The organism is Pseudomonas sp. R9.37 (genome assembly GCF_963878885.1).
GTDB lineage: Bacteria > Pseudomonadota > Gammaproteobacteria > Pseudomonadales > Pseudomonadaceae > Aquipseudomonas.
Map to the genome: position 1 here is coordinate 188,651 of NZ_CAWNZA010000032.1, position 12,652 is coordinate 201,302.

Below are 12,652 nucleotides of genomic sequence, written 5' to 3' on the forward strand. Positions count from 1 at the left end.
CATCCTCATCCTGCGTTATTTTTATTCAACTTTCTATAAATAAGAAAGTACATGACTATCAAGTACATACCGTAATTAGCTGCGTGAGCCCACGTCACACCCACCGGACCGCCCACCTTGGTCAGCAACACCGTAAGCACGTAAAAACTGAGTGCAAAAAATACCTCTGTAAGAATATACATTTTAACCATTGCCTTACCCAGCATCAGGTAAGCGAGAATCCAGCTGGCAATTTTAAGCGTGTCTCCCAGCATCTGCCATGCGAAAAAATCCCGCATCGGACTGAACGCCTGGGTAAACAGTAAGCCGATAATAAAATCCCTCAAACTGTAGATCACTACCCCGCACACCATCGCCACAGGAAGAATCAGTTTATAACCTTGAAGAATCTCTCTCTTGATATCCAGCGGGTTGATCAGTTCTGACAACTTGGGTAAAAAATACAAGCCCAGCGTTGTTGTCACTAATAGAAGATAAGCGGTACTCAGACGCCACATGGCTTCCCAATACCCAGCGGTTTCCCAGCCAAACTCCGCGCCTAGATAATTACGCACCAGAATATGGCTAACGGGCACGCATGCAGCAGTCGTGAGCGCCATGGCGGTAAACTTTGTCAGGTTTATCGCAATTTGCCTGTCTAACTTTCCGAGCAGATTGGAAAATTGAAACCATTCGGTTCTGTAACACAGCAGGCATGTCACGAGGAAGGCGATAGACTGATACAGCACCAATGAAATCAGCGCACCATATAGACCAAACTGTCTCACCATAATAATAATAACTAGTAGAGAAAGGAGGCTTCCACCGATATTAGCCAGTATGTATCGATTAATTTCCTTTTTACCATTAAGGATCGCAAGCAATAATGTATTAAATGAAAAGAATATAACGGTAGCCGCACACCAGATAAATACGCTGTACAAGGCCTCATCATTAAAACACCACACAGCCAACGGCTTGCTGAATATAACGATAAGCACTGATGTCAATACAGATCCCATACAGGCAATCGTACCCGCCGTGCGCCAAACCCGGCGCTGGGCATCTTCATCGTTTTGATATTCAGCCGTGTACTTCGTGACGCCAGTACTGATGGCCCCTGTCGAGAACGTCGTTACCATTTGCACGGCGTTCTGAAACTGCCCCAGGGCAGCGTAGCCCGACGGGCCCACATAGATGGCCAACATTTTATTGATGCCCAGCAAGGTGAGCATCTTGATAACGACCGCGATACCGTTGAGGAAGCTTGTTCTGAGCAGCGTCATATTCAGGCGTCTATAGAGAAAGCGTTGCAGGCCTCAACGACACTTTGGACTTCTGAATCGGTCATGATCGGGCTCATCGGCAAGCTCAATACTTCGCGATGAATGCGCTCTGTGGTAGGAAGCGATTTATTATAAAACTCGGCGCTTGCATAGGCCTGCTGCTGATGAGGCGGAATCGGATAGTGAATTAATGTTTGAATACCCGACGCGTTGAGATGATGTATCAGTTTTTCCCGCACCTCGGAGCGCACCACGAACAGGTGCCAGACGTGAGAAAAATGCTTCAGTACATCGACGTCGCTGCCCAAGGGCAGTTTAATCAAGGGATTTTTAATGCCATTCATATAAAGGCTTGCCACACGCCGACGAGCCTCGGTCTGTGCCTGCAGGTACTTGAGCTTGACGCTCAACATTGCGGCTTGAATCTCATCCAGGCGGCTATTTACGCCTTGCACCAAATTCTTATACTTTTCGTGTGAACCGTAATTTCGCAGAGCCTGAATCATGCTGACTAACTCAGCATCGTTAGACGTGATGGCGCCTGCGTCACCCAACGCCCCCAGGTTTTTACCTGGGTAGAAACTGAAACCGGACGCGTCACCCCAGTTACCAGCACTTCTGCCGTCGATCTGCGCACCATGCGCCTGGGCACAGTCCTCGAGTACCAGTAGATTCTCACGCTCGGCAATCCTATTGATCGCGCGCATATCGGCCAGTTGCCCATAGAGATGGACCGGCAGGATCAATCGAGTTTTCGCCGTCAGCGCACGCTCGACCTTCTCAGGACAAAGATTGTATGTATTTTCGTCAGGCTCGACCAAAACCGGTTTCAGGTTGTTTTCCGTCACGGCCAGCAGCGTTGCGATGTAGGTGTTGGCCGGAACGATGACTTCATCGCCGTCCTTGAGCTTGCCCAGCTCTTTCCAGGCACGAATGGTCAGTGTCAAAGCATCAAGGCCGTTGGCAACGCCGACGGTATGGCTGGCACCGGTATAAGTGGAAAACTCTTCCTCGAAGCGCTTGAGAAACTCACCTTGAATGTACCAGCCCGAGTCGATGACACGCGTAGCCGCCTCAACGAGCTCTTCACGGAGAGCGTTGTTCAATGACTTTAGATCGAGAAATTGAATCATCAAAAATACCTGACGTAGGTGCTTCATTATTAGGTGCGTGAGGGCACAGAAGGCCTCTGCGCCACCGCAAATTCATGCCCTCTTTGATCCGACTAGGATCGGAAATCCGGGCTGCGATGCCTGATCGCTCCAAGCGTCACGCTTGATTGATCGGCTCCGCGAAATTTTCCATCTTTAACTGTGCGCGTATGTGTTATCGACGCTGGGGCGTTGATGATACAGCGCCTATTCTCTAATTCAACAAAACTGAATGATGAAAAAGCGACTAACGTTGAAAGGGCTGCCCAAAATGATACTAATCTGCCACGCCCCATTAGTGCGCAACTATTAAATAGCTCGCTAACTTATTCGGTGTATAAGACCTTCAACAGCTTTCGCATAATGAGCCTACAGAAAATACGCACGCCAAACGGCGCCCTTACTGAGTCGTCGCACCAGCGTTTGCTGATTTGTTCGCTGCTCGATTCAAAGCGGAGGGTCAATCGTTCCAGAGCAATAATCCCTACTTGCGTTGTATTGGAGGGTAATCACAAGCAATACGGGCGACCGCGGACGCTGCCATCCGAGACACTAATGACAGAAATTTGCTTTGAGGTAAAACGAGTTGAAGCTGCGCAGAGGGCAGTTTTGCAAGATGGGTATACAGAAATTTTTAATTTTACACGTTGTTAATCTATCTACGAACCTGACACTGCAACCAAATAGGGCGCATTACGCGCTATCTTTCAGCAGCATTTTCCCGCTTAGCCTGAATCTAAAATCTGACACCTAACACCTAACACGTCAGACATACGTGTAGTACATATCCGAGCACTCAGAGTGCGGCACCTGAAGACTCAAACAAGAAACATTGGAACGGCTAACCTCTGGATATCCAACTGCGGCGCTAAAAACGCTGGCCAACCCTATTACATCCATACGCCGCCATCAGACACCTTACAGTCGAAGCCCTACACGCTAGAGCTTTAGCTGTTAAACAACGGCCTCACCGCACGTCTTGGGATCAGGATAGACTGTTAACCACGCGCTGCCGAGATCGACCTGTGGCGCCGACTACGCGCCAACCCAACGCCTAGCAGTGGACCGATCAACATCCCGATGATTAACGCGACTACTACAAATACCGACACTGGCATCTGTACAGTCGTCCAGCCCAGGAATGAAAGGGCCACGCTCTGCTGGTTTTCCAGCACAAAGCCTAAAATCACTAGCGCAACAATCAACGCTACCAGCACAAAAACAACGCGCTTTGCTCCACGCATAAACTTCTCCTACCCCAAAAAGACTCAGACGCCTTCTTCTTCGTCTTCGTTCACCCGGTCCCGCAATTCCTTTCCTGGCTTGAAGTGAGGCACAAACTTGCCATCAAGGCTGACTGACTGCCCGGTTTTAGGGTTACGGCCGACGCGCGGTGCGCGGTAATGCAAGGAGAAGCTGCCAAAACCACGGATCTCAATCCGATCCCCAGTAGCCAAACATTGGGACATTTGCTCAAGCATAGTCTTGATAGCCAGCTCTACATCCTTGGATGAAAGCAGCCCTTGATGGGTGACAATTCGTTCGATCAACTCCGACTTCGTCATATTTTTCCCTTCTTTTTCAAGCAGCTAGGAAAAGCGCTTCAAAGGTTTTAGCATGACTTGATGAATTTGAACAGCCCACTCGACAACTTATCTGCTGCATAGGCGGACACCCGCAACATGCGCCTTTGAGCCTCAATTACAGATCACCAGCATAGTGCGAGTTACAGCGCCGGCGGGATTCCAGCCGAACAGGTAGTCGCCCTCTTCGTCCTTGGCATCGCTGGATCGGGTGATGACCTTATAGCCTTGCATCTTGCACTCGCGGGCAGCGCGCTTCTCGCACTTGCTCCAATTGCCACCAAGGCCCGAACAGTCGACCTCGATACCGCTGACACCACGCTTGACATGAGTTTTGGCGCTGGTGGTAGAGCAGCCAGCAAGCATGACTACGGCGAAGATTAAAATAAACTTGTTCATCCAAATCCTTATTGAAACAACATCACTGACAACCGTGCTTTTAATAAAACTATAGCCAGTTCTGACACTATGCAGCGCACCTTGGTTCTCAGTATTGATTCAACGAATTTCAGGCACAAAAAAGGGCGACCGAAGTCGCCCTTTTTCTATGGTCTGACAGAACTTAGTTCTGTTTTTCCATCTGTGCACGCAGCAGGTCGCCCAGAGTGGTAGGACCAGCAGAAGGCTCAGAAGAGGCTGGCTTGTCGCGCAGGCTCTGAATGGCTTCTTTCTCTTCGATCTCGTCTTTCGACTTGATGGAGAGCTGGATTACGCGGCTCTTGCGGTCAACGCTGATGATCTTGGCTTCTACTTCCTGGCCTTCTTTCAGAACGTTACGTGCGTCTTCAACGCGGTCACGGCTGATTTCGGAGGCTTTCAGAGTCGCTTCGATATCGTCGGCCAGAGTGATGATGGCGCCTTTAGCGTCAACTTCTTTCACAGTGCCTTTAACGATTGCGCCTTTGTCGTTCTCTTGAACGTACTCGGAGAACGGATCGCTTTCCAGTTGCTTGATACCCAGGGAGATGCGCTCGCGCTCTGGGTCAACCGACAGGATAACGGTGTCCAGCTCGTCGCCCTTCTTGAAACGACGAACAGCTTCTTCGCCAACTTCGTTCCAGGAGATGTCGGACAGGTGAACCAGGCCGTCGATGCCGCCGTCCAGACCAATGAAGATACCGAAATCGGTGATCGACTTGATGGTGCCGGAGATTTTATCGCCCTTGTTGAACTGGCCAGAGAAATCTTCCCATGGGTTAGATTTGCACTGCTTGATGCCCAGGGAGATACGACGACGCTCTTCGTCGATGTCCAGAACCATAACTTCCACTTCGTCGCCGACTTGTACGACTTTCGAAGGGTGGATGTTTTTGTTGGTCCAGTCCATTTCGGAAACGTGTACCAGGCCTTCCACGCCTTCTTCCAGCTCTGCGAAGCAGCCGTAGTCGGTCAGGTTGGTAACACGCGCGGTTACGCGGGTGCTTTCTGGGTAACGAGCTTTGATAGCAACCCATGGATCTTCGCCCAGCTGCTTCAAGCCCAGGGAAACGCGGTTACGCTCACGATCGTACTTCAGAACCTTGACATCGATCTCGTCGCCAACGTTGACGATTTCGGAAGGATGCTTGATACGCTTCCAAGCCATGTCGGTAATGTGCAGCAGGCCATCGACGCCACCCAGATCGACGAATGCGCCGTAATCGGTGAGGTTCTTGACGATACCTTTGACTTGTTGGCCTTCCTGCAGGGATTCCAGCAGAGCTTCACGCTCGGCGGAGTTCTCTGCTTCCAGGACGCTGCGACGGGAAACGACAACGTTGTTGCGCTTCTGGTCGAGTTTGATGACCTTGAATTCGAGTTCTTTGCCTTCCAGGTGCGTGGTGTCGCGCACTGGACGAACGTCGACCAAAGAACCTGGCAGGAACGCACGGATGCCGTTAACGTCGACAGTGAAGCCGCCTTTAACCTTACCGTTGATGACGCCCTTGACCACTTCTTCAGCTGCGAAGGCTGCTTCGAGAACAATCCAGCATTCAGCGCGCTTGGCTTTTTCACGGGACAGCTTGGTTTCACCGAAACCGTCTTCAACCGAGTCCAGAGCAACGTGAACTTCGTCACCGACATTGATAGTCAGGTCACCAGCATCGTTGTAGAACTGTTCCAGCGGGATCAGAGCTTCAGACTTCAGACCAGCGTGAACGGTTACCCAGCGAGCTTGGTAATCGATATCAACGATAACACCGGTGATGATGGAGCCTGCCTGAAGGTTCAGGGTTTTTAGGCTTTCTTCAAAGAGTTCCGCAAAGCTTTCGCTCATTTTAATTCCTGTTGATAAGGGCGAAGAATACGCCCATCTCCACACCCCAGACGGTGTGGGTCAGTTTCAATTAAAAGAAGCACCGCAGGACTATGACTGGTCCCCTGCAGCCTTCTTGGTCACCCGGCGATATCGCGAATGGCGATTTCACTCAAGATGCGTTCCAGCACCTGCTCGATGGATAACTCCGTGGAATCCAGCTGTATGGCGTCAGCCGCCGGCTTGAGCGGGGCTACCGCACGCTGGGTATCACGCTCATCGCGTGCACGGATCTCATCTAGCAGACTCGACAGACTAACACCATCGACTTTGCCCTTCAACTGCAAGTAACGGCGGCGCGCCCGCTCTTCGGCGCTGGCGGTCAGGAAAATCTTCAACGGCGCATCTGGAAACACCACGGTGCCCATGTCGCGACCATCCGCGACCAGGCCCGGCGGCTCCTGAAACGCCCGCTGGCGCTGCAGCAGCGCGTCCCGCACGGCCGGCAGCGCGGCAACCTGGGAGGCCCAGGAGCCAACTTGTTCATTACGCAGATCATCGGTCACATCATCGCCTTCGAGGATGATGCGTTGCGGATGACCTTCCGTCGCGCCGACGAACTGCACATCAAGATGCGCCGCCAGCAGCTTCAGGGATTCTTCGTTGGTCAGGTCGACGCCGTGGTTACGCGCGGCAAAGGCCAGCAAACGGTACAGCGCGCCGGAGTCCAGCAGGCACCAGCCCAGGCGCTTGGCCAGAATGCCGGCAATCGTGCCTTTGCCCGAGCCGCTTGGCCCGTCGATGGTAATCACCGGTGCTTTGATATTCACAATTGAGCCTCTTGGGCAACACGAATGCCGACATGGGCACACAGTGTAAGAAAGTTCGGAAAAGATGTAGCCACATTGGCACAGTCACGGATACGAATCGGCGCTGTCGCCCGCAGCGACGCCACACTGAAGGCCATGGCAATCCGGTGATCGCCATGGGAATGCACCTCGCCGCCGCCTATCAGGCCACCGTCAATGATAATCCCATCAGGTGTCGGTTCACACTTCACGCCCAATGCCAGCAGACCGTCGGCCATTACCTGGATACGGTCGGATTCCTTCACGCGCAATTCTGCAGCGCCGCGCAACACGGTACGGCCCTGAGCACAGGCCGCCGCGATGAACAACACCGGAAACTCATCAATCGCCAGCGGCACCAACGCCTCAGGAATCTCGATGCCGTTCAGCGCAGCAGCACGCACGCGCAGATCGGCGACCGGCTCACCGCCGACCTCACGCAGGTTTTCCAGCGTGATGTCCGCGCCCATCAGACGCAGGATATCGATCACGCCGGTCCGTGTCGGATTGATCCCCACATGCTCCAGCAACAGCTCGGAGCCTTCGGCAATCGACGCCGCGACCAGAAAGAATGCAGAAGAAGAAATGTCCCCTGGCACCTCAATATGCGTGGCGGTCAACGCATGGCCCGACTCGACCGACACCGTAGCGCCCTGCACCTGCACCGGGTACCCGAAGCCGCGCAGCATGCGCTCGGTGTGGTCACGGGTCGGCGCAGGCTCGGTCACCGAGGTTTTACCCTCGGCATACAAACCTGCCAGCAACAGGCAGGATTTGACCTGTGCACTGGCCATTGGCAGCGTATAGGTCAGACCTTTTAATGCCTGACCTCCACGAATAGTCAACGGCGGACGCCCTTCCGGCCCGGTTTCAATCACCGCGCCCATTTCGCGCAGTGGCTTGGCCACGCGGCTCATCGGGCGCTTGGACAGCGAGGCATCGCCGGTCAACACACTGTCAAAGCGCTGCGCCGCCAGCAAGCCGGACAACAGGCGCATCGATGTTCCGGAGTTGCCCAGGTAGATCGGCCCCGGCGCCGGTTTCAAGCCATGCAGGCCAACACCATGGATGATCACGCGCCCATGGTGTGGCCCCTCAATCACCACGCCCATGTCGCGAAACGCCTGCAAGGTCGCCAGGGCATCTTCGCCCTCAAGGAAACCCTCAACCTCGGTGACGCCATCGGCCAATGAGCCGAGCATGATCGAGCGATGAGAGATCGACTTGTCGCCCGGCACCCGAATCTGTCCGCTCAAGCGACCACCCGGGCTGGCGAGGAAGGTCTGCTCATCGGCGTTCACAGCAGTTTCCATATAGGCCCGGCGCGCCAGAATTTTGCTGAAATGTTCACGCGCCACCCGCGCACGGGTAAACACGCCCAATAATTGATGGCCATCCCCGGCATCGACCGCGTCGCGCAAGGCGTCGAGGTCGCTGCGGAAGGTGTCCAGGGTGCGCAACACCGCCTCGCGATTGGCAAGGAAGATGTCATGCCACATCACCGGATCACTGCCGGCGATACGCGTGAAATCGCGGAAACCACCCGCGGCGTAGCGGAAAATATCGAGATTTTCGTTACGTTTAGCCAGCGAGTCCACCAGACCAAAAGCCAGCAGATGCGGCAAATGACTGGTCGCCGCCAGCACCTCGTCGTGACGCTCGACCTGCATGTGCTCCACATCAGCACCCAGCTCGCGCCATAAGCGATCGACCACAGCCAAGGCTGCCGGGTCGGTTTGCTCAAGCGGCGTCAGGATCACTTTATGACGACGGAACAACTGCGCATTGGACGCCTCGACACCACTCTGCTCGGAACCGGCAATCGGGTGGCCCGGTACAAACCGCGCCGGCATGCCGCCAAACGCCCGTTGCGCCGCGCGCACCACATTGCCTTTGGCACTGCCGACATCCGTTAGAATCGCCTGCCCCAAGTCCATGCCGGCCAGCAAGGCCAGCAGCTTCTCCATCGCCAGAATCGGCACCGCGAGCTGGATCACGTCCGCCCCCTGGCACGCCAGCGCCAGGTCTGCTTCACAGCGATCCACCACGCCCAACTCAACCGCCAACTTGCGCGATTGCGGGTCCAGGTCCACCCCGACCACTTCGCCACACAGCCCGCTTTCGCGCAGGCCTTTGGCAAACGAGCCACCGATCAACCCCAGACCGACCACCACCAGGCGACCGATCATAGGCACAGCAGGTTGCAATGCAGTGACATCAACCACGAGCCAGAACCTTGGCCAATGCCTCCAGGAAGCGGCTGTTTTCCGCCGGCAAACCGATGGTGATACGCAGGTGGTTCGGCATGCCGTAGTTGGCCACCGGACGCACGATCACGCCTTCGCGCAGCAGCCCCTGGAATACCGGGGCGGCGACTTGAGCAAGATCGACGCAAATGAAGTTGCCCTTGGACGGAATCCAGCCCAGGCCCAACTCACGAAAACCTTCCTGCAGTTGCAGCATGCCGCTTTCGTTGATGCGACGACCTTCTTCCAGGTACTCGGCATCTTTCACCGCCGCACACGCCGCCGCCAGGGCAAGGCTGTTGACGTTGAACGGTTGGCGCACGCGGTTCAGCACGTCGGCCACCACCGCCGTCGACAAGCCGTAGCCAACCCGCAGCGAGGCCAGGCCATAGGCTTTGGAGAAGGTGCGCGATACCAGCAGGTTCGGGTAAGCCGCGAGAAAATCCAGGCCATCCGGCAGGTCGCTGCCTTCGGCGTACTCGATGTAGGCCTCGTCCAGCACCACCAGCACATGCGCCGGCACGTCTTGCAGGAAGTCGTTCAACGCCTGCGCATCGAACCAGGTGCCGGTCGGGTTATTCGGGTTGGCGATAAACACCACGCGGGTCTGGGCGTCGATGGCCGCCAGCATGGCCGGCAGGTCGTGACCCCAGTCCTTGGCCGGAATAACCCGCGCGTCGGCGCCGACCGCCTGAGTGACGATCGGGTAGACGGCAAACGCGTGCTCGCTGAACACGGCATTCAGGCCAGGCGCCAGGTAGGCACGGCCGACCAATTCAAGGATGTCGTTGGAGCCGTTACCCAGGGTCACCTGGTTCAACTCGACCCGGCAGTTTTCCGCCAGCAGGGACTTAAGGGCAAAGCCATTACCGTCCGGGTAGCGGGTCAGCTCGGCCAACTCCTTACGAATCGCCGCCAGCACCTTGGGGCTCGGGCCCAGCGGGTTTTCGTTGCTGGCCAGCTTGACGATCTTCGACGGGTCCAGGTTCAACTCACGCGCCAGCTCGTCCACAGGCTTGCCGGGAACGTAAGGCGACAGTTGTTGCACGCCCGGCTGAGCCAGGGCGAGGAAGTTGCCACTCATGTTAAAGCCTCACAAAACCGCTTTCGGGTAAGAGCCCAGCACCTTGAGTGCCACGGCTTCCTGACTGATTTTCTCCAGCACACCTTTAACCAATGGGTCGCGGTGATGGCCGATGAAGTCGATAAAGAACACATAAGTCCATTTACCGCTGCGCGAAGGACGTGTCTCGATTCGCGTCAGGTCAATCCCGTTGTCGTGGAACGGCACCAGCAGCTCATGCAGCGCACCGGGCTTGTTGCTCATGGAGACAATGATAGAGGTCTTGTCGTCGCCGGTCGGCGGCACTTCCTGGCTGCCAATCATCAGGAAGCGCGTGGAGTTGTCCGGGCGGTCCTCGATTTTCTCGGCCAGGCGCGTCAGGCCATACAGGCCCGCAGCCATGTCACCGGCAATCGCGGCCGAATTCCACTCGCCCTTGACCCGCTTTGCCGCTTCGGCGTTGCTGGACACCGCTACGCGCTCGACATTCGGGTAATGCGCGTCCAGCCACTTGCGGCACTGGGCCAGTGACTGGGCGTGGGAATAGATGCGGCTGATGCTGTCGGTCTTGGTGTTCTCGCCCACCAACAAGTGGTGGTGAATACGCAGCTCGACCTCTCCGCAGATCACCATGTCGTGCTCAAGGAAGCTGTCCAGCGTGTGGTTGACCGCGCCTTCGGTGGAGTTTTCCACGGGCACCACGCCAAAGTTCACCGCACCGGCCGCCACTTCACGGAACACTTCGTCAATCGCTGCCATCGGCTTGCTGATCACCGCGTGGCCGAAATGCTTCATGGCCGCCGCTTGCGTGAAAGTGCCTTCCGGTCCGAGGTACGCGACTTTCAACGGCTGCTCGAGGGCCAGGCACGAGGACATGATTTCACGGAACAACCGCGCCATTTCTTCGTTGCCCAACGGCCCCTTGTTGCGTTCCATCACGCGCTTGAGCACCTGGGCTTCGCGCTCAGGCCGGTAGAAAACCGGCACTTCGCCTTCAGCCAAGGATGCCATTTTTACCCGTGCCACTTCCTGGGCGCACCGCGCGCGCTCACTGATCAGCTCCAGTACTTTCTCGTCCAGGCTGTCAATGCGTACACGCAGGGCCTTGAGTTCTTGCTCAGACATTAGCCGTGTTCCTTTTCGAACTCTGCCATGTAGGCAACCAGCGCGTTGATCGCGTTGATGTCGACAGCGTTGTAGATGGAGGCGCGCATGCCACCGACCGAACGGTGGCCCTTGAGGTTCAGCAGGCCACGTGCGTCGGCACCGGCCAGGAACGGCTTGTCCAGGCGGTCATCAGCCAGACGGAACGGCACGTTCATCCACGAGCGGTCAGTGAGGTTGATTGGGTTGCTGTACAGGCCGCTGGCGTCAATGAAGTCGTACAGGGTGCGCTTCTTCTCTTCGTTGAGCTTGCCCATGGCGGCGACACCGCCCTGCTCCTTGAGCCACTCGAACACCAGGCCCGAGAGGTACCAGGCAAATGCCGGCGGCGTGTTGTACATCGAGCCGTTGTCAGCCGCGACCTTGTAATTGAGCATGGTCGGGCACACCGAACGGGCGCGACCCAGCAAGTCTTCACGGATGATGTTGACCAGGATGCCGCTCGGGCCGATGTTCTTCTGCGCCCCGGCGTAGATCATGCCGTACTTGGACACATCGATCGGGCGCGAGAGGATGTCCGAGGACATGTCGCACACCAACGGCACATCGCCCACTTCCGGCACCCAGTCAAACTCCAGGCCGCCGATGGTTTCGTTGGCGACGTAGTGAACGTAGGCCGCATCCGCAGACAGCTTCCACTCGTTCTGACCCGGGATGGCGAAGTAATCGTAAGGCTTGGCGGTGCCTGCGACATTGACGTGGCCGTAACGTGAGGCCTCTTCAATGGCCTTCTGCCCCCAGATACCGGTGTCGATATAGTCGGCCGTGCCGCCTTCGGGCAGCAGGTTCAGCGGCAGTTGAGCAAACTGCTGGCTCGCGCCGCCTTGCAGGAACAGCACTTTGTAGTTTGAAGGGATGTCCAGCAAGTCGCGTAGATCCTGCTCGGCCTTGGTGGCAATGGACACGAACTCATCGCTGCGATGGCTCATTTCCATCACGGAGAGGCCTTTTCCATGCCAGTCGAGGAGTTCACCCTGCGCGCGCTGCAGGACTGCTTCAGGAAGCGCCGCGGGACCGGCACAGAAGTTATAGGCTCTCTTGCTCACATCCAATCTCACTCTGATCTGGTGGTAGTCACACAAACATATCAGCCGAC

Annotated in this window: 11 protein-coding genes; all 11 read right to left on the reverse strand. The window is 55.9% G+C overall.

The genetic code is table 11. From position 1 onward, the window contains the following. Window positions 1-5 precede the first annotated feature (5 nt). Complete coding sequence (locus AACU78_RS16660; RefSeq protein ID WP_106576866.1) at window positions 6-1,265, reverse strand: O-antigen translocase; 1,260 nt, start codon at window positions 1,263-1,265, stop codon at window positions 6-8. A 2-nt stretch (window positions 1,266-1,267) separates the two neighbouring features. Beyond that, complete coding sequence (locus tag AACU78_RS16665) at window positions 1,268-2,398, reverse strand: DegT/DnrJ/EryC1/StrS family aminotransferase (protein WP_106576867.1); 1,131 nt, start codon at window positions 2,396-2,398, stop codon at window positions 1,268-1,270. 1,016 nt (window positions 2,399-3,414) lie between these two features. Then, window positions 3,415-3,660, reverse strand: coding sequence for a lipopolysaccharide assembly protein LapA domain-containing protein (locus AACU78_RS16670; RefSeq protein WP_106576868.1), 246 nt, complete (start codon window positions 3,658-3,660; stop codon window positions 3,415-3,417). 24 nt (window positions 3,661-3,684) lie between these two features. After that, the gene (ihfB, locus tag AACU78_RS16675) at window positions 3,685-3,981 is read right to left on the reverse strand and encodes an integration host factor subunit beta (protein ID WP_003218804.1); all 297 of its coding nucleotides are present in this window, start codon (window positions 3,979-3,981) and stop codon (window positions 3,685-3,687) included. Window positions 3,982-4,113: 132 nt separating this feature from the next. Then, the gene (locus AACU78_RS16680; RefSeq protein ID WP_106576869.1) at window positions 4,114-4,398 is read right to left on the reverse strand and encodes a hypothetical protein; all 285 of its coding nucleotides are present in this window, start codon (window positions 4,396-4,398) and stop codon (window positions 4,114-4,116) included. Window positions 4,399-4,561: 163 nt separating this feature from the next. After that, window positions 4,562-6,256: a 30S ribosomal protein S1 gene (gene rpsA, locus AACU78_RS16685; protein ID WP_064451489.1), complete on the reverse strand. Its 1,695-nt coding sequence runs from the start codon at window positions 6,254-6,256 to the stop codon at window positions 4,562-4,564. Window positions 6,257-6,375: 119 nt separating this feature from the next. Continuing rightward, window positions 6,376-7,065: a (d)CMP kinase gene (cmk, locus tag AACU78_RS16690; protein WP_016971485.1), complete on the reverse strand. Its 690-nt coding sequence runs from the start codon at window positions 7,063-7,065 to the stop codon at window positions 6,376-6,378. Beyond that, complete coding sequence (locus AACU78_RS16695) at window positions 7,062-9,272, reverse strand: bifunctional prephenate dehydrogenase/3-phosphoshikimate 1-carboxyvinyltransferase (protein WP_234452488.1); 2,211 nt, start codon at window positions 9,270-9,272, stop codon at window positions 7,062-7,064. The genes cmk and AACU78_RS16695 overlap by 4 nt, the downstream gene beginning before the upstream one ends. A gap of 28 nt (window positions 9,273-9,300) precedes the next feature. Then, the gene (gene hisC / locus AACU78_RS16700) at window positions 9,301-10,413 is read right to left on the reverse strand and encodes a histidinol-phosphate transaminase (protein WP_106576871.1); all 1,113 of its coding nucleotides are present in this window, start codon (window positions 10,411-10,413) and stop codon (window positions 9,301-9,303) included. A 9-nt stretch (window positions 10,414-10,422) separates the two neighbouring features. Further along, entirely contained in the window at window positions 10,423-11,517 is a 1,095-nt protein-coding gene (pheA, locus tag AACU78_RS16705) for a prephenate dehydratase (RefSeq protein ID WP_003172650.1), read from the reverse strand. Further along, window positions 11,517-12,602, reverse strand: coding sequence for a 3-phosphoserine/phosphohydroxythreonine transaminase (gene serC / locus AACU78_RS16710; protein ID WP_106576872.1), 1,086 nt, complete (start codon window positions 12,600-12,602; stop codon window positions 11,517-11,519). Before serC ends, pheA begins: the two co-directional genes overlap by 1 nt. Between the last annotated feature and the right edge of the window lie 50 nt (window positions 12,603-12,652).